The following is a 21,522-nucleotide window of genomic DNA, read 5'->3' on the forward strand; positions in this document are numbered from 1 at the left end:
ACTCAAGCACTCAATCGGGGAAGAGCATGAGAGAAACCTTATGCAACGCACTCCAGCGCTGGCTGGCAATGGCTTTTCTGCCGCCGGCTGTGCTGCGGACCGCGGCTCTGGTGATCCTCCTGGGCGCTCAGCCTGGCGCGGCAACGGCGGTCGAGTTGCTGCCGGTGGTGGCCAGTTTCAGCATTCTCGGCGACCTCACGCAACGCGTCGGCGGCGAGCACGTGCAGGTGTATACCCTGGTCGGCCCGCTGGCGGACGCACACGTGTACCAGCCGACGCCGGCCGACGTGAAAATGCTTGCGCGCGCGCGGCTGGTGGTCGTCAATGGCCTAGGCTTCGAAGGCTGGATCGATCGCCTGATGCAGTCGTCCGGCTATCGTGGGCCGATTGTGGTGGCCAGCAAGGGCGTCAAGCTTCTTGACAAGGAACCGGGGCCTGGTGGCCAGCATCGCGGGCATGATCACGCGGCCGATGTCGACCCGCACGCCTGGCAGGATCTGGCGCAGGCGCGCCACTACGTTGACAACATCGCCGCTGCCCTGGCGCTGCTTGACCCGGCGAACCTGGCCGCTTATCAGGCCAACGCCGCCGCTTTGAAGCAGCAGATGCTCACGCTTGACGGCGAGATTCGTGCCAGCCTGAGCAGGCTTCCCGCCAAACGCCGCGTCGTCGTCAGCTCACACGACGCTTTTGGCTACTTTGCCCGTGCCTATGGTATTCGCTTCCTTGCGCCTGTCGGCGTCAGCACTGATGCGCAGCCTTCAGCCGCGGCCGTTGCTGCGATCATCCGGCAAATTCGCCAAGAGAAGATCCCGGCAATGTTCATCGAGACCGTCAGCGATCCGCGCTTGCTCGAACGTATTAGCGCGGAGTCCGGGGCGCGAATCGGCGGCATCCTGTACTCCGATTCGCTGTCCACCGCTGGGACAGCCGCCGCGAGCTATATCGGCATGATGCGCGAGAACGCGAAAACGCTCGCCGCGGCGCTGGCCGACTGACGAGCGTTGCGGGTTGCCGGCTGAACGCGGCGCACCGTCATCAATCTGTCACATAAGCAGAGCATCCTCTCCCGGTTGTTACAAACTGTCGCAGCCGGCCGGCCGCAGCGCAATGCGCGATCAAGTGCGTGATTCTCCGGCGACTGCCCCGCAATTTGCCAGGGAGAATCTCGATGTCGTCAGCAGCCCCTCTTTCCAGCGCCGCAGCGATTCTCGCTGCAGCCAAGGAACTCAAACTCCGAAGACTCGCCGCGATGCCGCCGCCGGAACCCATTGGCAAGGTGAAAAAGACGCGCAAGCCCACCCATGGCGTGCGTTGTCGCTTGCGAATTCCGCACAGCGAATACCGGGAACTCGTCAAGCTCAAGAAGCGCCTGGCCAAGCGCGGGCTTCCCAGCAAAAAGGGGCAACTCGTTCGCGCCGGTCTGCTGCTGCTCGGCCATGTCGACCTGATCGACCTCAAAGTCGCGATTCGTAACGTAATCGCGCCGGAGCCCTTACTCTACAAAGTCAAATAGGCCGCGGTGCAGTTGCTCTCTTGTCAAGGGCTGAGCGCACGGCTCATGCCCCTCGAATTTATTGTGCTTAGGGTGAAAAAAAAATGAAAATGGAAGCTGTGGCAACGTCTTCGACGTTCGGCAAGGAACGCAAACGCGTGGCGCGGGTGGCCAAAGCGGTGCGCGCGAAGGATGCTGAAAACGTCCGCGATGCCAATCAACCCGTAGAAATGGCGCCAGGTGTCTCCAGCAAGGCGAAAGTTCGCCAACCCGGCCGGCGCGGCCCGCAGAAACTGCCGACCAAGGTGGCGGTGACCGTACGCTATAGCCCGGAGGTCCTCGATTATTTCAAGGCCAGCGGCGATGGTTGGCAGACGCGCATGAACGACGTCTTGCGGCGCCATGTTGAAGAGCAGGTACAGCAGCACCAGCAACATCGCGCTGCGTAGTCGGCCGCCAGCGAAGAGCTTGTGCGCCTATCCGGGAGGCTCGTCTTTCGTCAGGGATGACGGCTTTGTGGCGCACTGCGCGATAATTGTCTTTCCGTCAAATCCGGACCGAGACAAGCAATGGACAAGGACCTGATCAGTAACGACGGCGCGAACCTGGACTTCGCGCAGCTTCTCGCGGCGCTTGCGGCCACCGCCACTACCCGCCGGCGCTTGCTGCAGGCCGGCCTGGGTAGTGCCGCACTGTCTTTCTTCGGCCTGCCGGCAATGGCCGCGCCGACGGGCCGGCCGGGTATTGGTTTTACGGCGATCAGTATTTCGAGCGACGATATCGTGCGCGTTCCCGATGGCTACTCCGTGCAGTTGCTCTACGCCTGGGGTGACCCGATCTCGGACGGACCGGCGTTCCGCGCCGATGCGGGAAATAGCGCCAGCGAGCAGGCCGAGCAGGCCGGTATGCATCATGACGGCATGCACTTCTTTCCCTGGGTAGAGGACGGCAAGCCATCGTCGACGCACGGCCTGCTGTGCATCAATCACGAATACACGGACGACGGGCTCTTGCATCCCGACGGGATGGCCGACTGGAGCCACGAGAAGACGCGCAAGTCCCAGAACGCGCATGGCGTGTCAGTGATCGAGGTTGAGCTCAAGGAGAGCGGCAGCGAGTTTCGCTGGCAGCTGGTGCGGCCGTCTCGGTACGCGCGTCGGATAAGCGCGCGTACGCCGACACGCATCGCCGGTCCGGCGGCCGGCGCGCCAGGCATGCGCACCGGCGACGACCGGCGTGGCAACGTCGTCTTCGGGACGCTGGCCAATTGCGCGATGGGGCACACCCCGTGGGGCACTTACCTCAGCTGTGAAGAGAACTTCGACGGCTATTTCAACGGCCTTGTCGAGCCGACTGCCGATCAGAAGCGTTATGGTATCCGTGCCAACGGTGCCGGCTTCCGCTGGCACGAGTACGACCGTCGCTTCGATGTGGCGAGCGAGGCGAACGAGGCCAATCGTTTTGGCTGGGTGGTCGAAATCGATCCCTGGAAACCTGCGCAGGCGCCCGTCAAGCGTACCGCCCTCGGTCGCTTCAAGCACGAATGTGCCACGCTTACGCTGGCCAGCGACGGCCGTGTCGTGGTCTACATGAGCGACGACCAGGCTTTCGAGTACCTTTACAAGTTCGTCTCCAGCGATCGCTTCGCTGCCGGAGATGCCGCTTCTGGCGGCCATCTGCTCGACGTCGGGACGCTGTACGTGGCGCGCTTCGATGCCGACGGCAAAGGTCGCTGGATCGCCCTGCAGCACGGGCAGAATGGTCTCGACGAGGCTAGTGGCTTTGCGGATCAGGCCGACATCCTGATCCGCACTCGGCAGGCCGCCGATCTCCTTGGCGCAACGAAGATGGACCGCCCGGAATGGCTGGCCGTCGATCCGCAGAGTGGCGAGGTGTATTGCACGCTGACCAACAACCGCAAGCGCGTGTCTGCAGATGCCGCGAATCCCCGCGCAGGGAACGCTTTTGGGCACATCATTCGCTGGCGCGAGGAACAGGCGGATGCGGCGGCTGCTGCTTTTGACTGGGATGTTTTCGTGCTCTGTGGCGACCCCGAAAATCCCGACCCGGCCAAGCGCGGGAACATCAAAGGCGATGCTTTCGCCAGCCCGGACGGCCTGTGGTTCGACCCCGCCGGTCGCCTCTGGATCCAGACCGACGTTTCCGGCAGCGTCGCGAATCGTGGCGACTACCAGCGGCTCGGTAACAATCAGATGCTCGTCGCCGACGTCGCCAGCGGTGAAATACGGCGCTTCCTGACCGGACCGAAAGCCTGCGAGATCACCGGCATCAGCGCCACGCCGGATGCGCGCAGTCTGTTCATCAACGTCCAGCATCCCGGTGAGGCGGCCGGTGGGCGTTCGTCACCCTCGGCGCCGCTGGCCGGATCAGGATGGCCAGCCAACCAGTTTGCAGGTGTCACCGGTGGCCGACCGCGTTCGGCTACGCTGGTGATCAGGCGCGCGGATGGGGGCGTTGTCGGCACCTGAAGCCCCGATCGCAGGCAGTCGCTGCTTGCCGCGGCGCTGCTGCGATTCGCCTGCCCGCTTATTGCTCACTTCTTGGTCGCTCATCGACCGTCTCGTTCACCGCTTCCGAACCACTTCTGTTCGAGGCACAGGCGTAGCCCCATGCGTGCGCGATGCAGCACGACCCAGCAATTGCTGCTGCTCATCGACAGTTCCTGGCAGATTTCGTTGGTCTCCAGGCCGAGCATTTCGCGCATCATGAAGACGCGTGCGGTGGTCGGCGGCAGGCGCTGCAGGCAGGCGTCGAAGACTGCCCAGAAGCTGCGGTTTTCGAAAGTTTTTTCCGGATTTCCCCAGTCCGAAGGCCGCGCATCGCGTTGCCAGTGACCATTGCTCTTGAACAGCGGGTCGAAATCGGCGTCGTCGACTTCCTGCTCGGCTGCTTCGTGGATCGGTTCGCGAACTCGCCGTCGGATGATGTCGACGATCTTGTTGCGCAAAATCGAGAACACCCAGGTCTTCAGCTTGGCACGCTCGGCAAAGCGCGCCGCGCCTTGGAGCGCCGCGAGCATGGTTTCCTGCACGGCGTCCTCGGCGCTTGCCTGATCGCGCAACTGCAGGACCGCAAAGCGCAGCATGTCACGGCGAAAGCTGGCCAGTTCCGTGGCCATCGCCTCGGCAGCGGCGGGGAGCGCCGGTCCGCTGCTGTCCGGAGCTGGCGTGTGATTTTTGCTGTCGCGATCGTTGCGGGTCATCGGCTTCGGCAATCGGTGGGGGGCAAGTCGCCGGGTTCAGGAGTGGCAGTTTATACGCAAGCGCGCAGCGGCGATAGACGTGCCGAGGTCTTGGCGCTGGCGCGCCGAGTGGCGCCCTGCGGGACTGGTTCTCGAGCGGCGAGTCCGCCCAGGCAAGCCTCCCGGGCGTGCGCCGGGGGCATGCCGAACGGGCAACTGCACGACACGCAAAAAGCCAGCCCGCCATACGGAAATCGCCTAAGATAAGCGGCTTAAATACGATCACAAGGAGACAGCGATGCACATCGGCGTACCCAAGGAGATAAAGAACCACGAATACCGTGTGGGTCTCACCCCGTCATCGGTTCGCGAGATGGTCGAGCACGGTCATCCGGTGACTGTTGAAACCGGCGCCGGCGCTGGCATCGGTGCCGCTGACGAGGTCTACGAGAAGGCCGGAGCGACGATTGCCGCGACCGCCGCGGAGATTTTTGCCAAGGCCGAAATGATCATCAAGGTTAAGGAGCCGCAGGCCGGCGAACGCGCCATGCTGCGCGAAGGGCAGATTCTTTATACCTATCTGCACCTCGCCCCCGATCCTGCACAGTGCGCGGATCTGGTCAGCAGCGGCGCCGTTTGCATCGCCTACGAAACGGTCACCCAGCCGGGCGGCGGCCTGCCCTTGCTGGCGCCGATGTCGGAAGTCGCCGGACGCCTGTCGATTCAGGCCGGTGCCTATTGCCTCGAAAAGGCGCACGGCGGCATGGGCATCCTGCTCGGCGGCGTCGCCGGCGTGCCGTCGGCGAAGATCGTCATCCTCGGCGGTGGTGTCGTCGGTTCGAACGCCGCGCAGATCGCCGTCGGCACCGGCGCGCAAGTGGTGGTCATCGACCGCAGCCTCGACGTCCTGCGGCGCCTCGATCGCCAGCTCGGCGCGCGCGTGATCACCGTTTTCTCGAACCGGGACAATGTCGAGCAGCACGTGCTGACCGCCGATCTGGTGATCGGTGGCGTGCTCATCCCGGGTGCCGCGGCACCGAAGCTGATCACTCGCGACCTGGTCAATGCGATGAAGCCCGGGTCAGTGATCGTGGACGTGGCCATCGACCAGGGGGGCTGCTGCGAGACCGCCAAGGCGACGACGCACGCCGACCCGACCTACGTGGTTGGTAACGTGGTGCATTACTGCGTCGCCAACATGCCGGGTGGCGTACCCAACACTTCGACCTACGCGCTCAACAATGCGACCCTGCCTTTCGCGCTGCAGATCGCCGACAAGGGCTGGCGGCAGGCGCTGCAGGACAGCGAGCACCTGCGCAACGGTCTCAACGTCGCGTTCGGAAAAGTCACCTGCCGCGAGGTCGCCGACGACCTCAAGTACGACTATCATGATGCACTGTCGGTGCTTGCCGGCTGACGAGTTTCCAGCGCGGATAGTTGGTTTTTTGCCGGGGAAGGACCGCGGGGCGCTCTGGCGGGGCTCGCGGTTGCCGACCGATTTCTGTTTGCGCGGCTTACAGCCGCCCGGCCTCGAGAAAACTGAAGTAACCCCTGCGATTGAAGATGATGTGGTCCAGCAGCGGTACGCCGACGATGCTACCGGCCGCCTTGAGTTGCCTGGTGGCTTCGATGTCGGCTGCCGACGGTTCGAGCCCGCCGCTTGGATGGTTGTGGGCGACGATGATCGCCGCGGCGCGGTCAACCAGCGCGTCGGCGAAGACTTCGCGCGGATGAACGGGCGTACGATCGATCAGACCGATTGAAACAACCCTTATGTTCAGGATCTCGTTTGCCCCGTTGATGCTGGCGCACAGGAAATGCTCCTGCTTGCGGTCGGCGTAATGCCGCACATGCGGCAGAAGGTCGGCGGACGTTGTAATCCGGGAGCCCTCGGGCTTGATGCGGCGGCGCGCAAATTCGACCGCTGCGAGAATCAGCGCAGCCTTGGCGTCGCCAACGCCGCCGTACTGGGTGAGATCGTCGGCGCGAAGCTGCAGGCCTTTCTCGTCGACAATCCTCACCAGCTTGCCGGCGAGCGTCATGACGTCCATTGCCGCCGTGCCCTTGCCGAGCAGCACCGCGACGAGTTCCTGATCACTGAGTGCTGCAGCGCCTTTGCGCAGCAGTTTCTCGCGTGGTCGATCATGCTCCGGGATGTCGGTCATGCGTGTGTTCATGCCGCAGCCTGCAGATGACGTTCGATGACGGTTGCGGCCATGATGTCGAAGATGGCTCCGGTGTCGGTGTACCTGGCGTCCGCCAGCGCCTCGTAGCGTTCGAGATGGCGGTAGGCGATGAGAATTTCCCCGTTCACCTGGATGTGGTAGGCGCCTTCGAGGAAGCCCATGTCCTCGCGATGTGCGTGCACCGTGCTGCGAATGGTCGCGTCGACCGACTTTTCCTCGGTCACCTGCCTGATGAATAGCGCCTCCTCGTCGCTGATCGTGAACTCAGCCGCAATGTCGGCGATCATCTGCTGGATCGAGACTTTACGTAGCGTCGGGCCGACGCCCTTTCTGCCGCCGCCGGGTCTCAGTTTCACCTCGCCGCCGCGGCTGCGCACTTCGCCGTTGTAGCGAACGGCGGCCTTGGCGACTTCGGTCCGACGAATCTGCTGCATCAGCTCGGAAATGCTGCCCTGCTTGATCAGCTGCGGTCCGACGTATTCGGCAAAGGTGGCGATCTCCCGTACGGCGGCGGGCAAGGCGAAGAAACAGGTCAGGAAATGAACGCTCTTCACCAGCCGCGCCAGCAGGTAGACAAAGTTCTTGCGCTCGTCCGCGGACGTGAGCCTGGTCTGGAAGCGTATGCGAAGCGCGTTTACGACGAGCTGCAGTTGCGCATCCGTTCCCGACGCAGCCAGGGCGACGAAGTCGCTGGCGTCGCTCTGCGAGAAGACGCCCGCTGCGAGTAGCCGGGCGTGCAGGGCAGTGCATTGCGCGGGGTCCGGCTCCTCCGTTTCGAAGGGCGTGCCTTTGCGGTATCTGGCGAAAGCGCCGAGGATGGCCCTGGCGTTGTTGGTGAAATCGACCACCACCACATCGTTCTTGCCTTCGTGGCTGCGGTTCAGTCGCGACACGGTCTGTACGGCGTTGCGGTCCAGGACCGGCTTGTCGAGGAACATTCCGGCCAGTAGCGGCTGGTCGAAGCCGGTCTGGAACTTGTTGGCGACGACCATCAGGCGATAGTCCTCACCCTTGAAGCGCTCCTCGATCAGCTCGCCATCGTCGAGGTGGTTCACCGCGTGCTCGCTGATCGCTGCGTTGCTCTGTGGATGGACGAAGTCCGAGAACGCGTAGAGCGCCTTGTAGGCGGTGCCGCGCTCCCTGAGCTTCTCCTGGATGATGCGGAAATAGCGCAGGCCGGCGACGCGCGAGCTGGCAACGATCATCGCCTTGGCGCGATTTCCGATCAGTGGCTGTACGTCCTTTTCGAAGATGCGCAGTATCACTTCTGCCTTGTACTGGATCAGGCCGTCGTCCTGGAAAGCGACGTTCTTCAGCGCTTTCGACACCACGCCCGCCGGATACAATCGCTCGTCGTCAGGCTTGGGCACGAGTGGACAATGCAGGTTATAGAGCGTCTTGTACGAGATGATGCTCGATGCCACGTCGACGATGTAGCCTTCAGCAATCGCCTCCGCCTCGCTGTAGGTGTCGAAAGGCTTGCCGAACAGTGTCACCGTGGCTGGAGCCGGTGTCGCGCTGAAGGCGACGAAAAGCTGGTTGACATCGTGCGCGCGGATGATCCTGGCGATTTTTTCGTCATCGTCCGGCGTTTCCCCTGTTGCGGCTTCGTCGCCCTGGTCGGCTTCGTCGGCGCGCCGGAAAGGCACACGGATGGCGACACCCATCTGGCCTTCCTGCGAGCGATGTGCCTCGTCGATCAGGAAGGCGACGCGCAGTTTCTTGAGCGCCGGGTCGTTCCTGATCTGTTCGAGCACCCAGGCGAACTTCTGCTGCGTAGTGACAATGATTGCCTTGCGCTCCTTGAGGAAACGCGGCAGGTCGTCGGCCTTGCGCGCCAGGCCGACGACATCCTTGAGATGGGTGAACTTCTCGATGTCGTCGCGGATGTTGGTATCCAGCGCCTTGCGGTCGGTCAGGATGAAGACCACGTTCACCAGCTTCTCGCTGCTGCCCGGCTTGAACAGGCTGTGCAGGCGGTCGGCCAGCCAGCAGATGGAGAGCGTCTTGCCGCTGCCCGCCGAGTGATTGATCAGATACTTGCGGCCGATGTTTCCGGAGGCGGCAAACAGCGCCTGCGCGTTGTCGGCGAGCTTGCGCACCATGCGGCTCTGGTGGTAGCGCGGCAGGATGGTGAAGGCCGCCTGCCGCCGCTTGTCGTCTTCGGCTTCCCGCTCTGGTACGCGGACCAGAAAGAAGGACAGCGCTTCCAGCAACTCGTCCTTGCCGAGAATCTCGCGATAGAGGAACTCGACCGAGTACTCGCCTGCCGTTTGCGCCGTATTGGTCAGGCCGCTGTTGTGCCAGCGGAAGTTTTCCACCCGGCGTGGGTCGGTCGCCGCCATCACGTCGCTGGTATCGGCGGCCAGGTACAGGAACGGGTGCCGGAAGATGCGCTGCGCGTGGTCGCGCGCGGCGAACTGGGCGACCGCGTCGTGTACCGTCTGGTTTTTCTCGTGCTTCAGTTCCAGCGCGACGATCGGCAGGCCGTTGAGGAAGACGACGAAGTCGATCTCCTGCCGCGTCTCGCCAAAATAGAAGTGCGGACGAAAGGTGAGGCGGTTTTGGCCGTGTCTGTCCGCTGCGGCGCTCTCGACCGAGCGGGGTTTCGGGTAGTAGAGGCGGAACGCCAGCCCGCGCACTTTCAGGCCGTGGCGCAGGATCATCCACAGCGGCGTGTACTCCAGCTCCCTGCGCAGGGCGCGAAAGACTTCTTCGCGCGCATCGCTCGAATAGTCGTCGGCGAGCGTTCTGAGCTGCTCGGCCTGCGTCGCCTGCAGGAAGGCCCAGAGCTGATCTTCGGCGATGCAGTGTTCGCTGTCGGTGATTTCCGCCTGCTCGAGTACGCCGTAGCCATGCACACGGACCAGGAAGTCCGCGACGTGCTGCTGGAAATTCAGTTCCGGCGCTCGTGTGCGTGGCATGGTCAATTCAGCCGGGCCGGGACTCGATATGTTCGAGCCATTGCCGGAAATGCGGACACTGCGCACGAATCGCGTTCAGCCCGATCTCCAGGGCGGCAAGGGTGCCGAACAGCGGTTTTTCGTAACCGGGGACGAGGGCTTGCACGCGCTTCGACGGCGCCGTCACCGGCGAGTCGTTGATTTCTTCCGGCGTGTCGAATTCGTCGCGGATGGCCTGGAAAGATGGCGCCAGTTCAGCCCTGCCGATACCCTCGGCGAAGTGTGCGCAGTCGCTGAACAGCAGCCCCTCGAACTCGTGCATCATCACGTACGGCACGAAGCGCGTCGCGAGCGAGGCGGCGCCAGCTTCGCTGCCGATGTCGGCCAGCAAGGCGTCCTGTACGGTCGCCGCCTTGCGTGCGAAGGGCAGAGATCCAGCCTCGGCCCGGCCTGGCCACGCCTTCTCGCCACTCTGCGGCAAGCCGTAGTAGTCGACCATCGTCGTCGCCAGGCAGGCGGAGTCCTCCTTGAGGTGCTTCAGGATATCCCTGCGCACCCCATTCCAGCCGCGGATTCCACCGCGCCGATCGCGCTGCCGGGCATTGCCGAGCAGGCGAGCGCTGACCTGGCTGTAGCCGCAGGTGTACAGGTGCGGAGCAAGAAGCTCATTGACGAAGCTCTCTTCCGTTTCGCCCTCCACGTGGATCAGCAGGCGGGTCATTCGCTCATTCTCCGGCCGGGCGGCCACCGAACTCGTTCTTTTCCCAGAGCTGGCCCAGGCTGTAGTCCTCCAGCCAGCTCGCCAGTCGGTCCGCTTCAAGCCGCGTGAATTGCGTTGCGCCGCCGACGCGGTTGGCGACCAGGACATCCTCGGGCTGGAAATGATCGAGCAGCAGCGGCGATTGGGTCGACAGAATGACCTGCGTCGTGACGGCGGCTTGCTTGACCAGCGAGGCCAGCAGAGTGATTGCGTAGGGATGCAGACCCAGCTCCGGTTCGTCGACCAGGATCAGCGACGGGCGATAGCTGTCCGGTTGCAGGAACAGCGTTGCCAGGGCGATGAAGCGCAGCGTGCCATCGGAGAGGGATGCCGCGTCGAAATAGGCTTCCGAACCCTTGTGACGCCACTCCAGGCGGATCTTGTCAGGATTGAGCTGTTGCGGTTCGAGAACGAAATCATCGAAGAAGGGCGCGACGCGCTGAATCGTGCGACGGATCAGGCTGTACGCGGAGTCGTGCTTCAGGCGCAGGTAATAGAGGAAGGCGGCCAGATTCGAGCCGTCCGGGCGCAGGTAGCGGTTGTCGTTGACGTCCGCCGTCTTCTTCATCGGAGAAGTCGAACTGGTGTCGTGGAAGTGGTAGAGCCGCCAGCGATCGAGGTGCTGGCGTACGTAGGAGCCCGTGGGTGGCAGTCGCGGGTCGCTGATGCCGGCTTCCATTCCGAGTGAGGCGAGGTCGTCTGAATACGGTGCCGGAGCACACTTGTCGCTACGGGAGACGGTTTCGGAAGCTGGGTGAAGCTGGTCTGCCGCGGTCGGTTCAAGAGCGATTGCGTACTGGTTAATGCCGTCCTTGAAGGAAACGCGAATTTCCAGCTTCTCGGTCGCCTTGGATCCGAAATGCAGGACTTTGTCGGCGCCACCCGCCTTGACCACGTAGTCCTGCAGATGCCCTTCGCGGATCGCGTGCAGGAAGGAAAAAACGCCGATGAAGTTCGACTTGCCCGATCCATTCGGCCCGATGACGACATTGATCGCCCCGAGCTTCAGTTTCTCGATGGCGGCGATGCTCTTGAAGCCCTTGACGGTGATCGTGTCGAGTTCAGGCATGGGTCGGTTCCGGCTGCGCTTCCGCGTCGACTCTAGCAGTTCGGCTCGTGACTGCGCGCAGATCGGCCTCCGAAATTCGCCGCTGGCCGGTGACGCATTCGTGGATCAGGGCTTTGCGGTAAGTGGTGAGGGCGGCGATCTGCGCTTCTACGTTGGCGACTATCCGATTCAGCTCGGCCGTGCGTTTATCGAGAAAAGCTGCGATTTCGATTTGCTCGGGTAGCGGCGGTCGTGGGACGAGGAGTCGACAGTAGCGAGTCGAGTTGAGATTCGATTGCTGGACCGAAGGGATGGCAAGTTTTCTTGCGAAGGACAGGAAGCCGGCGCAGTTGATCAGATAGTTCAGGTAGCGCGCATCTGCGCGGTGGTTCGTGCGAAGTCGCACGAGGTACGAGGCGAAAGTCACCTGGTCCGCCTTGCTCCGGCGAAAAATGGCGGCTTTCCCAACCTGGTCTGGGCTGTTGGTTCTGTTGAAGAGCAAATCACCCTTGTCGAGCAGCAGGTGTTCGGGAACCGTGTGCACGAAGTCGAGGTTGCGAAACGTGATTTCGCCGCGCTGGATATGCCCCATTTTAAGCACCGGGTAACGTCCTTCCGGTTCGGTGCTTTGGGAGATTCCATAATCAACGCTGGACACGATGCGCTTGATCCGACAGGCCTGCCAGTGGATGGGAATCATCGTGAGCCATTCGTTGTCGATGGTACGCAGCTCTGCGTCGACGCGCACACCTCGAGTGACAGTGTGTTCGATGAGGCTTTCCCTTGTGGTATCGAGTGTTTCGATCTGGCGGCGCTTGGCGGCTATTGCCGCGTCAATCGCTGCGCAACTCGCGTCGAGATATCCAGCGATGCGTTCTTGCTCGGGGAGCGTGGGCAGCGGGAGGCGATGCGAACCAAAGTCCTTATCGCTTATCGCCGGATAACCGACGCCGGTGGCCGTCGCTTCAAAATACTGCCGGCCGCGTTCGGATATCAGGGCGTAGTAGGCAAACTTCGGCAAGACCTTGTTTTCGATCGGCTGCACCACATTGAAACCTGTCGAACACACAAGGTTGCTACTGATCTCGCTCAAGAAGACGACAGCCTGCAAGTTGGGTCGCACTGACGAGATCAAGGTACAGTTCCGCGAGACACGGCGCCTGGCTCTTGACGGGGCGTCCTCGAAGCGCAAATTCTCAATCGCGTCGGGGTTGATGACCCCATGGTAGTCAACGTTCGAAATTTCGAGGTAGTCGAACTCGTAATCTGGATCCGTATTAGTTGGCAGTGAAGCTCCGTTGACAAGCGCGACATCTTTCAGCCGGTCTCTATGCCAGTCGGAAGGAAGCTTAGTCATTGCGCCAACCCCTCCAACATCTTCTCCGCCTCCTTCTCCAGCCTCCAGAACTCGGCGAGCAGTTCCTTCGCCGGTTTTGGCGGCTCATAGCGATAGAAGTACTTGTTGGGCAGGATTTCGTAGCCGAGCTGGGGGCTGTCCTGCCAGCGGATGATGGGTTTGGCGATTTCACGGTCCAGGAAGGCAGCAATGTCCTCGCCGTGCGGGATGTACTCGTCGTCCCTGACGTAGTGGTGGTGGGTCCATTCGACGGCGACCACTTCCGCCTTGTCGGCCAGCAGCGCCTTGAACTTCTGCGTTGCGTTGTCCCTGGGGGTTAGCGTGAGGACGCGGAGCGCCTCGCCCTCGCTCGCAGCTCCCTTTCCTCCGCCAGGCGAGGGCGTTGCGACGCGCACGCGAAAGATCAGCTCGCTGTCGTAGAACTCCTGTTCTTTCCTGAGGTTCGCGGCCGTGAAGGCTTTTTCGTAGGGCTCGGTGAGTATTGCTGGCTGATCGTTTTCGTCGAACTGCCAGAAGACGACGCTGACCTTGTGGTAGGCGAAGTCCTGGCAGCGGAAGATCTTGAGCTGCTCGTCGTGGTAGTCCGGCTGCCAGCCGTCGCGATAGCGCGTCTCGATCCAGGCGCGGTGGACGTCGGTGATGCGATTGCGTTTGTTGCCGAAGGACTTGGGTTCCTTCTCGAACTGCTGGCGGGCATCGATGAGCATCACGCGGCCGCGATGGGCAGCCGGCTTGTCGTTGCGCAGCAGCCAGACGTAGGTGAAGATTCCGGTGTTGTAGAAGAGCTGGTCGGGCAGCATGACGATCGCGTCGAGCCAGTCGTTTTCGAGGATCCAGCGGCGGATTTCGCTTTCGCCCGAGCCGCAGTCGCCATTGGACAGCGGCGAACCGTTGAAGATGATGGCGATCCGGCTTTCGCCCTTGGCCGCTTCCTTCAGCTTGGCGAGCATGGTCTGCAGAAAGAGCAGTGCGCCGTCGTTCACGCGCGGCAGGCCGGCGCGATAGCGGTTTTTCGCGAGCTTGCGCGTTTCGCTCTCGTAGCCGTCCTTGCCGCCCAGGTGACGCCAAAGGGCGGATTCGAGAGCATGAAGTCGAAGCGGTGGCGGCTTTCGGGCCACTGGTCGCCGGGCTCGCGGCTGTGCGGATCGTGCGGAATCAGTGAGTTGCCGAGATGGACGTGCGCCTGCCGGTCGTTCTTGATCAGCAGGTCGGCCTGGCAGATGGCGTAGTTGGCCGACGACAGCTCCTGGCCATGGACGGTGACGTACTTCTCGACGTCTGCCTTCTGCCTGGCCGTTGCTGCGCGGTCGAGCAGGTGTTCCTTGGCTACCGAGAGCATGCCGCCGGTGCCGCAGGCCGGGTCATAGATCGACAGGTGGTGGTCGGGGATCGGGATGTCGAGCAGTTCGACCATCAGCCGGATCACTTCGCGTGGCGTGAAATGCTCCCCGGCTTCCTCGCCGCTCTGTTCCGAAAAACGTCGCAGCAACTCTTCGTAGATGTAGCCCATTTCCAGCGGCGACAGTTTGTCGGGGCCGAGTTCAAGCTCCTTGTACTGGTTGAGGATCGGCGCCAGGCGGTTGTTCCTGACCATCTGCGCGATGGTTGCCCGGTAATTGAAGTGGTCGATGATGTTGTCGACGTTCTCCGAGAAACCGTTGATATACGCCCGGAAGTTTGCTTCGAGAAGGGTGTGGTCTTCGTCGTAGATCCGGCTCAGCGTCCATTCGGTGTGGTTGGCGAAAGGCGCGGTGCCGATTTCCAGCCGCTTTACCAGCTCATCGAGTTCTCGTCCTTTCAGCTCCGGGCGTCGGCCTTGGACCTCGGCCGCGGTATCGCGGCGCCATTTGATCAGCACGCATTCCAGGCGGCGGATGACGATGATCGGCAGGATGACGCTCTGGTATTCGTAGGCCTTGAACTTGCCCCGGAGCCGCTCGGCCGACTTCCAGATATCGGTGGCGAGATTGTCCAGTTTGGGCTTGTTCAGGGCGAGGGACATCGGGGTGTCTTCCTTCTCGTGGGGTGTGTGATCGCCTGCGGGCTTCCTAAGTTGCTGGCTATCTTTGCTGACGCGCGTTAGAGCGCTTCAGGCCTCACGCCTCACGCCTCACGCCTCACGCCTCAAGCCGCCAGCCCCGGCGTGCGGTGGCTGTCGATCACTTGCAGCAGCTGCGCGAAGACTTTCGGCGTGCCGGCAACCAGGTTGCCGGATTGCAGGTAGGTTTCGTTGCCGGCGAGGTCGCTGACCAGGCCGCCGGCTTCCGAAATCAGCAGGGTGCCGCCGGCCATGTCCCAGGGCGACAGGCCGAACTCCCAGAAGCCGTCGAAGCGTCCGCAGGCGACGTAGGCCAGGTCGAGTGCGGCGGCACCCGGGCGGCGCATGCCGGCCGTTTTCTTCGCCAGTTCCTTGAAGATTTGCAGGTAGGCGTCGATGTGGTCGTACATGCGGTAGGGGAAGCCGGTACCGATCAAGGCGGTTTCCAGTTTCAGGCACTTGCTGACCCGGATGCGGCGGTCGTTGAGGAAGGCGCCGCCGCCCTTGCTGGCGGTAAACATCTCGTTGCGCAGCGGGTCATAGACCACCGCTTGGGTGACCTGCCCGCGGTAGGCGAGGGCAATCGAGATCGCGTATTGGGGAAATCCGTGGATGAAATTGGTCGTGCCGTCGAGGGGGTCGATGATCCACTGATAGTCGCTGCCACCGCCTTGGCCGGCGGTCAGGCCGGACTCTTCTGCTAAAATGCCGTATTCCGGATAGGCCTCGCGCAGGATGTCGATGATCGCCGCCTCGGCCGCCTTGTCGACTTCGGTGACGAAGTCGCTCTGACGCTTGGTGGTGATCTGCAGGTGTTCGAGATCCAGTGCCGCACGGTTGATGATCTGGCTGGCGCGACGCGCCGCCTTGATGATGATGTTCAGAGCTGGATGCATGATTTTGACGGCGCGACGGGTGGCTGACGCAGCCCCATTGATGTAGAGGACCCCGATTCTAATATGAACAGGCCCGCAGGGTCGCATTCTTCCGGTTCGCCGCTCGCGCACATCCGCGTCGTCCTTTCGCACACCAGTCATCCCGGCAACATCGGCGCGGCCGCACGCGCGATGAAGACCATGGGTTTGTCGCGGCTGTCACTGGTCAATCCGAAGCACTTTCCCGACCCGCAGGCGGTGGCGCGTGCTGCCGACGCGGACGATATTCTCGAACAGGCGCAGCTCTGCAGCAGCCTCGACGAGGCGCTGGCCGGGACGGTGCAGGTGTACGCGCTGTCGGCGCGGCACCGCAACCTTGGGCCGCCGGCGCTGCCGGCACGCGAGGCGGCAACGGACATTCTCGGCTGGGCCGGCGAGGGCGAGGTCGCGCTGCTCTTCGGCAACGAGACGGCTGGCTTGTCGAACGCCGAGGTGCAGCGCTGCCAACGGACGGTGTTCATCCCGGCGAATCCCGACTACAGCTCTCTGAACCTGGCTTCGGCAGTGCAGTTGCTGTGCTACGAGCTGCGCCTGGCGGCCTTCGACGGTCGTCCGCCGGTGGTCACCCGCGCTGTCCCTTTTGCCTCGCCGCCAGCGGCGCATGAGGACGTCGAGCGCTTCTATCTGCACCTCGAGCGGGTAATGATCAGCAGCGGTTTTCTCGATCCGCAGCGGCCGCGGCGGCTGCTACCCAAGCTGCGCCGTCTGTTCGGGCGCGCCGAGCTTGAACGCGACGAGATCAACATCCTGCGCGGCCTGCTCGATGCGGTCGAACGGAAAGCCTCGCCAGGCGACGCGCCGCGCGCCATCCCCGGTGAGAGCCTGGGAAGTACGGCGAAGTAGTGTACTAAAATAGTCCGGTATTATATAATCGCGGTCATCGTTCAAGGATTTTCCGTTCATGTTCAACCGTCTTCGCGAAGACATCCAGTCAGTTTTCAAGCGTGATCCCGCCGCGCGCACTTTCTGGGAGGTGCTGACCTGCTATCCGGGCGTGCATGCCATCACCCTGCATCGTCTTGCGCACTGGCTGTGGGCGCGCGGTCTGCGTTGGCTGGGTCGCCTGGTTTCGCATTTCGGACGTTTCTTCACCGGTATCGAAATCCACCCCGGCGCGACCATCGGCCGGCGTATGTTCATCGATCACGGGATGGGGGTGGTCATCGGCGAAACGGCGGTGATTGGAGACGACGTGACGCTCTACCATGGTGTCACCCTGGGCGGCACCTCGTGGAACAAGGGCAAGCGCCATCCGACGCTGGAGGACGGTGTGGTGATCGGCGCCGGAGCGCAGGTGCTCGGGCCGATTACGGTTGGCGCGTCGGCGAAAGTCGGCTCCAATGCGGTGGTCGTCAAGAATGTTCCGAGCGGGGCGACCGCGGTCGGTAACCCGGCGCGAATCATCGACAACGAGCAGGACCAGAGGCGCGAGCAAATGGCAGGGCAACTGGGCTTTTCGGCCTACGCGCTGGCCGCCAATCAGGATGATCCCTTGGCCAAGGCGATTCATGGCCTGCTCGATCATGCGGCGGAAGTCGATCGGCGCTTCGAATTGCTGCTCAAGAAGCTTGAAGACGCTGGCGTGCATGTCAACGGCGACCTGGCGACGGCGGCTCGGTTCGACCCGCAATACCTGAGTAAAATAGTTGACTAATAGGTGCTTGCTCGTTATAGTGAATAGTGTAGTATTTTGATCAACAATTATTAGTACTTGTAGTATCGGAGGAGGAAATATGAGACTGACGACGAAAGGACGCTTTGCAGTGACGGCGATGATCGATCTGGCTCTGCGCGGTGGTGACGGCCCGGTGTCTCTGGCTGGCATCAGCGAGCGCCAGAAAATTTCGCTGTCGTATCTGGAGCAGTTGTTCGGCAAGTTGCGCCGCCACCAGTTGGTGGGCAGCGTGCGTGGTCCAGGTGGTGGTTATTGCCTGGCGCGGCCAACCAGCGCGATGACCGTCGCGGACATCATTCGTGCCGTCGATGAGCCGCTCGATGCCACCCAGTGCGGTGGTCGCGAGAATTGCCATGACGAAGAGCGCTGCATGACCCATGACCTGTGGGCGACTTTGAACGTCAAGATGTTCGACTATCTGAGTTCCGTGACGCTGGCCGACCTCGTCGCGCAGCAGGGCGGCAAGAGTAGCGGCGAGGTGGCGGTGATGCATCAGGAACGACGAAAGGCTGATGAGCGGCGGAAGGGCGAGCGTCAGCGCGCCAAGCTCATCGCTGTCAATAGCTAGCCGAAAACCGGAAAGCTTCGCCCGTCGCCGTGTTCGCTCCCGTCTATCTCGACCACAACGCAACAACCGCTACCGATCCGGTGGTGGTCGAGGCGATGTTGCCCTACCTCTCGGGGCTCTGCGGCAACGCTTCGAGTCGTCATGAGTACGGCCGGGCGGCGCGGCGAGCGATCGATGAGGCGCGCAGCAAGGTGGCCGCGGCGGTCGGTGCGCATGCCAGCGAGGTGGTGTTTACCAGTGGTGGTTCGGAAGCCAACAACCTGCTGATCAAGGGTGCGGCAGCGTGCCTGAAACCTGGCGTGCTGGCAGTCAGCGCCATCGAGCACCCGTGTGTGATCAGGCCCGCCGAGCAGCTCCGCAAGCGCGGCTGGACCTTGCACAAGCTGGCGGTGGACGCCGCCGGACGGGTCGATGTTGCAAGCTTCCAGGCCGTGATCGCCGAGCAACCGCGCATCGTCTCGGTGATGCTGGCCAACAACGAGACCGGCGTGGTGCAGGACGTCGCTTCGCTGGCGACGCAGGCCGGAGCGGCAGGGGCCTGGTTTCATACCGATGCGGTGCAGGCGGTGGGCAAGATCGCCGTCGATTTTCGCCAGCTCAACGCCGCTGGCGTCAATGCCCTCAGCCTGTCGGCGCACAAGATCGGCGGTCCCAAGGGGGCGGCGGCACTGGTGCTCGACAAGCGACTCGACATTGAGCCCTTGATCGCTGGCGGAGGTCATGAACGTGGTTTGCGTTCGGGTACCGAGAACGTGGCGGCAATCGTCGGTTTCGGCGTGGCCTGTGAATTGGCAGCGGCGCGCCTGGCGGACGTGGCGCCGCGGCTGCTGGCCCTGCGCGAGAGGCTCGAGAGGGGGCTTTTCAGCCTCGGCGCGACGCTCTTTGGCCAGGCCGCCGAGCGCTTGCCGAACACTCTCTATTTCGCGTTTCCCGACATCGACGGCGAGACACTGGTTGGCCACCTCGACCGCGCCGGTTACGCCTTGGCCAGCGGCTCGGCCTGTTCGAGCGCCAACCCGGAACCCTCGCATGTGCTGCGCGCGATGGGCGTCGAAGCCGAACTGGCACGTGGCGCGCTGCGGGTCAGCCTGGGTGCCGCCAACAGCGCAGCCGAGATGGATGGATTTCTGGTAACGCTGCGGGCCACCGTTCTCAGGCTGCAGCAGCTGACCGCGATGGCCGTCTGAGCAGAAAACCGCAGCGGACGGCGGAACCAACGCCCAGGACAATGAGTCAAGAATCGCACGTAACACGCAACCTGTACACATCGGAGCAAGAGCAATGCTGAAACTGCCTATCTATCTTGATTATTCGGCGACCACGCCAGTTGATCCGCGCGTCGCCGACAAGATGATCCCTTATCTGGTCGAGAAATTCGGCAACCCGGCCTCGCGGTCGCACGCCTTCGGCTGGGAAGTCGAGACGGCGGTCGAAGAAGCGCGCGAAGAAGTGGCCAAGCTGGTCAACGCCGACGCCAAGGAAATCGTCTGGACCTCGGGTGCCACCGAGTCAAACAATCTGGCGCTCAAAGGCGCAGCGCAATTCTATGCCGGCAAGGGCAAGCACCTGGTGACGGTGAAGACCGAGCACAAGGCCGTGCTCGACACCTGCCGGGATCTCGAACGTCTCGGTTTCGAAGTTACTTACCTCGACGTCCAGGACAACGGCCTGATCGACCTCGAAGTCTTCAAGGCGGCTTTGCGCCCGGACACCATTCTGGTGTCGGTGATGATGGTCAATAACGAGATCGGCGTCATCCAGCCGATCGCCGAAATCGGCGAAATCTGCCGCGCAAAGGGAATCATCTTCCACGTCGATGCGGCACAGGCGACGGGCAAGGTGGTCATCGATCTGGCGACGCTGAAAGTCGATCTGATGAGTTTTTCGGCCCACAAGACCTACGGCCCGAAAGGCATTGGCGCGCTCTACGTGCGCCGCAAGCCGCGCATTCGCCTGACCGCGCAGATGCATGGCGGCGGTCATGAACGTGGCTTCCGTTCCGGTACGCTGCCGACGCATCAGATCGTCGGCATGGGTGAGGCTTTCCGCCTCGCGCGCGTGGAAATGGGAGCCGAGAATGAGCGTATCCGCATGCTTCGCGACCGCCTTTACAAAGGCCTGTCGGACATTGATGAGGTTTATGTCAACGGCGACATGGAGCAGCGTGTTCCGCACAATCTGAATATCAGTTTTGCCTACGTCGAAGGCGAATCGTTGCTGATGGCGGTCAAGGATTTGGCGGTGTCGTCCGGATCGGCCTGCACCTCGGCTTCGCTCGAACCTTCGTACGTGCTGCGCGCCCTCGGCCGCGAGGATGAACTGGCGCACAGTTCGATCCGCTTCACCCTCGGCCGCTTCACTACCGAGGAAGAGGTCGACTACGCGGTCAAGCTGCTGCACGAAAAGATCAGCCGGCTACGCGAGCTTTCGCCGCTGTGGGAAATGGTCCAGGAAGGCGTCGATTTGAGTACGGTCCAGTGGGCCGCCCATTGACAAGGCATAACAGGCATCAAGGAGAATCATCATGGCATACAGTGTAAAAGTTCTGGATCACTACGAGAATCCACGCAACGTTGGTTCGTTTGGCAAGGACGACGAGGGTATCGCTACCGGCATGGTCGGTGCGCCCGCCTGCGGCGACGTCATGAAGCTGCAGATCAAGGTCGGCAAGGGCGGTGTCATCGAAGACGCCAAGTTCAAGACCTACGGCTGCGGTTCGGCGATTGCATCGTCTTCGCTGGTCACCGAGTGGGTCAAGGGCAAGACCATTGAGCAGGCGCTGGACATCAAGAATACGCAGATCGCCGAAGAGCTGGCGCTGCCGCCGGTCAAAATTCATTGCTCGATTCTCGCCGAGGACGCGATCAAGGCGGCGGTCGCCGACTACAAGAAAAAGCACGCCGATCAGGCTGCCGTTTGAGTTCGCAGCACTGGGCCGAAGCCAGCACAACCAAGGTCGCAAATGCAAATTACAGCAGGAGGTTTTGATGGCAGTGACACTTTCTGAAAGGGCCGCCAACCACGTCGCCAATTTCATGGTCAAGCGCGGCAAAGGTATTGGTTTGCGCCTTGGCGTACGCACCAGCGGCTGCTCGGGCATGGCCTACAAGCTCGAGTTTGCCGATAGTGCGCAACCGGACGATGTCGAGTTTGAATCGCATGGCGTCAGGGTGCTGGTCGATCCGAAGAGCATGCCTTACCTCGACGGCACCGAGCTGGACTACGCGCGCGAGGGGCTCAACGAAGGCTTCAAGTTCAACAACCCGAACGTCAAGGACGCTTGCGGCTGCGGCGAGAGTTTCAACGTTTGACTCCGCAGGGCGCGGAGCGGCGGCGGCTCGATGGCTTCGCTTCG

The 21,522-nt window shown here is 62.4% G+C and carries 21 protein-coding genes; 12 read left to right on the plus strand and 9 right to left on the minus strand.

Going from position 1 to position 21,522, the window contains the following annotated elements; all coding sequences use genetic code 11:
* Positions 1-26 precede the first annotated feature (26 nt).
* From QZ648_RS04750 to QZ648_RS04765, 4 genes are all read left to right on the plus strand, one after another.
* Positions 27-998, plus strand: a complete 972-nt coding sequence (locus QZ648_RS04750) for a zinc ABC transporter substrate-binding protein (RefSeq protein WP_291996259.1) — start codon at positions 27-29, stop codon at positions 996-998.
* A gap of 173 nt (positions 999-1,171) precedes the next feature.
* Positions 1,172-1,516: a hypothetical protein gene (locus QZ648_RS04755; RefSeq protein WP_291996260.1), complete on the plus strand. Its 345-nt coding sequence runs from the start codon at positions 1,172-1,174 to the stop codon at positions 1,514-1,516.
* Positions 1,517-1,599: 83 nt separating this feature from the next.
* The gene (locus tag QZ648_RS04760; RefSeq protein WP_291996261.1) at positions 1,600-1,944 is read left to right on the plus strand and encodes a BrnA antitoxin family protein; all 345 of its coding nucleotides are present in this window, start codon (positions 1,600-1,602) and stop codon (positions 1,942-1,944) included.
* A 120-nt stretch (positions 1,945-2,064) separates the two neighbouring features.
* Positions 2,065-3,984, plus strand: coding sequence for a PhoX family phosphatase (locus tag QZ648_RS04765; protein WP_291996262.1), 1,920 nt, complete (start codon positions 2,065-2,067; stop codon positions 3,982-3,984).
* 80 nt (positions 3,985-4,064) lie between these two features.
* Here QZ648_RS04765 and QZ648_RS04770 read toward each other — a convergent pair whose 3' ends face one another.
* Positions 4,065-4,718 (minus strand): sigma-70 family RNA polymerase sigma factor, encoded by a 654-nt coding sequence (locus QZ648_RS04770; RefSeq protein ID WP_366144057.1) that lies wholly within the window; start codon positions 4,716-4,718, stop codon positions 4,065-4,067.
* A gap of 277 nt (positions 4,719-4,995) precedes the next feature.
* Between QZ648_RS04770 and ald the strand changes: the two genes are divergently transcribed.
* Entirely contained in the window at positions 4,996-6,114 is a 1,119-nt protein-coding gene (gene ald, locus QZ648_RS04775) for an alanine dehydrogenase (protein WP_169067967.1), read from the plus strand.
* 97 nt (positions 6,115-6,211) lie between these two features.
* On the opposite strand, the gene radC is transcribed toward ald, so the two are convergent.
* The 8 genes from radC to QZ648_RS04815 form a co-directional block, all read right to left on the minus strand.
* Positions 6,212-6,874 carry a DNA repair protein RadC gene (radC, locus tag QZ648_RS04780; protein ID WP_291996263.1) on the minus strand — a complete coding sequence of 221 codons (663 nt, stop codon included), beginning with the start codon at positions 6,872-6,874 and terminating at the stop codon, positions 6,212-6,214.
* Positions 6,871-9,807, minus strand: coding sequence for a DEAD/DEAH box helicase family protein (locus tag QZ648_RS04785; protein WP_291996264.1), 2,937 nt, complete (start codon positions 9,805-9,807; stop codon positions 6,871-6,873). Before QZ648_RS04785 ends, radC begins: the two co-directional genes overlap by 4 nt.
* A gap of 7 nt (positions 9,808-9,814) precedes the next feature.
* On the minus strand, positions 9,815-10,507 hold the full coding sequence (locus QZ648_RS04790; RefSeq protein ID WP_291996265.1) for a DUF4276 family protein: 693 nt from the start codon (positions 10,505-10,507) through the stop codon (positions 9,815-9,817).
* Positions 10,508-10,511: 4 nt separating this feature from the next.
* On the minus strand, positions 10,512-11,615 hold the full coding sequence (locus QZ648_RS04795) for an AAA family ATPase (protein WP_291996266.1): 1,104 nt from the start codon (positions 11,613-11,615) through the stop codon (positions 10,512-10,514).
* Positions 11,608-12,951: a restriction endonuclease subunit S gene (locus tag QZ648_RS04800; protein ID WP_169067963.1), complete on the minus strand. Its 1,344-nt coding sequence runs from the start codon at positions 12,949-12,951 to the stop codon at positions 11,608-11,610. The genes QZ648_RS04795 and QZ648_RS04800 overlap by 8 nt, the downstream gene beginning before the upstream one ends.
* A complete protein-coding gene (locus QZ648_RS04805) occupies positions 12,948-13,934 on the minus strand; it encodes an N-6 DNA methylase (protein WP_291996267.1) in 987 nt (328 codons plus the stop codon). Before QZ648_RS04805 ends, QZ648_RS04800 begins: the two co-directional genes overlap by 4 nt.
* Positions 13,931-14,953 carry a class I SAM-dependent DNA methyltransferase gene (locus QZ648_RS04810; protein ID WP_272873712.1) on the minus strand — a complete coding sequence of 341 codons (1,023 nt, stop codon included), beginning with the start codon at positions 14,951-14,953 and terminating at the stop codon, positions 13,931-13,933. The genes QZ648_RS04805 and QZ648_RS04810 overlap by 4 nt, the downstream gene beginning before the upstream one ends.
* Before the next feature lie 122 nt (positions 14,954-15,075).
* Complete coding sequence (locus QZ648_RS04815; protein ID WP_169067962.1) at positions 15,076-15,885, minus strand: inositol monophosphatase family protein; 810 nt, start codon at positions 15,883-15,885, stop codon at positions 15,076-15,078.
* Positions 15,886-15,948: 63 nt separating this feature from the next.
* Here QZ648_RS04815 and QZ648_RS04820 point away from each other — a divergent pair, with 63 nt between their 5' ends.
* From QZ648_RS04820 to iscA, 7 genes are all read left to right on the plus strand, one after another.
* Complete coding sequence (locus tag QZ648_RS04820; protein ID WP_169067961.1) at positions 15,949-16,767, plus strand: RNA methyltransferase; 819 nt, start codon at positions 15,949-15,951, stop codon at positions 16,765-16,767.
* A 58-nt stretch (positions 16,768-16,825) separates the two neighbouring features.
* Positions 16,826-17,578, plus strand: coding sequence for a serine O-acetyltransferase (cysE, locus tag QZ648_RS04825; RefSeq protein WP_169067960.1), 753 nt, complete (start codon positions 16,826-16,828; stop codon positions 17,576-17,578).
* 79 nt (positions 17,579-17,657) lie between these two features.
* Positions 17,658-18,167: a Fe-S cluster assembly transcriptional regulator IscR gene (gene iscR, locus QZ648_RS04830; protein WP_169067959.1), complete on the plus strand. Its 510-nt coding sequence runs from the start codon at positions 17,658-17,660 to the stop codon at positions 18,165-18,167.
* A 29-nt stretch (positions 18,168-18,196) separates the two neighbouring features.
* Positions 18,197-19,354 (plus strand): cysteine desulfurase family protein, encoded by a 1,158-nt coding sequence (locus QZ648_RS04835; RefSeq protein ID WP_291996268.1) that lies wholly within the window; start codon positions 18,197-18,199, stop codon positions 19,352-19,354.
* A 94-nt stretch (positions 19,355-19,448) separates the two neighbouring features.
* On the plus strand, positions 19,449-20,660 hold the full coding sequence (locus QZ648_RS04840; protein WP_291996269.1) for an IscS subfamily cysteine desulfurase: 1,212 nt from the start codon (positions 19,449-19,451) through the stop codon (positions 20,658-20,660).
* Between the two features lie 31 nt (positions 20,661-20,691).
* Entirely contained in the window at positions 20,692-21,087 is a 396-nt protein-coding gene (gene iscU, locus QZ648_RS04845) for a Fe-S cluster assembly scaffold IscU (protein ID WP_169067956.1), read from the plus strand.
* A gap of 67 nt (positions 21,088-21,154) precedes the next feature.
* Positions 21,155-21,478, plus strand: coding sequence for an iron-sulfur cluster assembly protein IscA (gene iscA, locus QZ648_RS04850; RefSeq protein ID WP_169067955.1), 324 nt, complete (start codon positions 21,155-21,157; stop codon positions 21,476-21,478).
* Positions 21,479-21,522 lie beyond the last annotated feature (44 nt).

The sequence above is a fragment of the Candidatus Accumulibacter sp. ACC012 genome, from assembly GCF_907163155.1.
In the GTDB taxonomy this organism is placed as follows: domain Bacteria; phylum Pseudomonadota; class Gammaproteobacteria; order Burkholderiales; family Rhodocyclaceae; genus Accumulibacter; species Accumulibacter delftensis.

Excerpts from the sequence above, each read along its gene's own strand:
- QZ648_RS04750 (WP_291996259.1), top strand. The coding sequence starts at position 27 with ATGAGAGAAACCTTATGCAACGCACTCCAGCGCTGGCTGGCAATGGCT.
- QZ648_RS04755 (WP_291996260.1), top strand. The coding sequence starts at position 1,172 with ATGTCGTCAGCAGCCCCTCTTTCCAGCGCCGCAGCGATTCTCGCTGCA.
- QZ648_RS04760 (WP_291996261.1), top strand. The coding sequence starts at position 1,600 with ATGAAAATGGAAGCTGTGGCAACGTCTTCGACGTTCGGCAAGGAACGC.
- QZ648_RS04765 (WP_291996262.1), top strand. The coding sequence starts at position 2,065 with ATGGACAAGGACCTGATCAGTAACGACGGCGCGAACCTGGACTTCGCG.
- QZ648_RS04770 (WP_366144057.1), bottom strand. The coding sequence starts at position 4,718 with ATGACCCGCAACGATCGCGACAGCAAAAATCACACGCCAGCTCCGGAC.
- ald (WP_169067967.1), top strand. The coding sequence starts at position 4,996 with ATGCACATCGGCGTACCCAAGGAGATAAAGAACCACGAATACCGTGTG.
- radC (WP_291996263.1), bottom strand. The coding sequence starts at position 6,874 with ATGAACACACGCATGACCGACATCCCGGAGCATGATCGACCACGCGAG.
- QZ648_RS04785 (WP_291996264.1), bottom strand. The coding sequence starts at position 9,807 with ATGCCACGCACACGAGCGCCGGAACTGAATTTCCAGCAGCACGTCGCG.
- QZ648_RS04790 (WP_291996265.1), bottom strand. The coding sequence starts at position 10,507 with ATGACCCGCCTGCTGATCCACGTGGAGGGCGAAACGGAAGAGAGCTTC.
- QZ648_RS04795 (WP_291996266.1), bottom strand. The coding sequence starts at position 11,615 with ATGCCTGAACTCGACACGATCACCGTCAAGGGCTTCAAGAGCATCGCC.
- QZ648_RS04800 (WP_169067963.1), bottom strand. The coding sequence starts at position 12,951 with ATGACTAAGCTTCCTTCCGACTGGCATAGAGACCGGCTGAAAGATGTC.
- QZ648_RS04810 (WP_272873712.1), bottom strand. The coding sequence starts at position 14,953 with ATGTCCCTCGCCCTGAACAAGCCCAAACTGGACAATCTCGCCACCGAT.
- QZ648_RS04815 (WP_169067962.1), bottom strand. The coding sequence starts at position 15,885 with ATGCATCCAGCTCTGAACATCATCATCAAGGCGGCGCGTCGCGCCAGC.
- QZ648_RS04820 (WP_169067961.1), top strand. The coding sequence starts at position 15,949 with ATGAACAGGCCCGCAGGGTCGCATTCTTCCGGTTCGCCGCTCGCGCAC.
- cysE (WP_169067960.1), top strand. The coding sequence starts at position 16,826 with ATGTTCAACCGTCTTCGCGAAGACATCCAGTCAGTTTTCAAGCGTGAT.
- iscR (WP_169067959.1), top strand. The coding sequence starts at position 17,658 with ATGAGACTGACGACGAAAGGACGCTTTGCAGTGACGGCGATGATCGAT.
- QZ648_RS04840 (WP_291996269.1), top strand. The coding sequence starts at position 19,449 with ATGCTGAAACTGCCTATCTATCTTGATTATTCGGCGACCACGCCAGTT.
- iscU (WP_169067956.1), top strand. The coding sequence starts at position 20,692 with ATGGCATACAGTGTAAAAGTTCTGGATCACTACGAGAATCCACGCAAC.
- iscA (WP_169067955.1), top strand. The coding sequence starts at position 21,155 with ATGGCAGTGACACTTTCTGAAAGGGCCGCCAACCACGTCGCCAATTTC.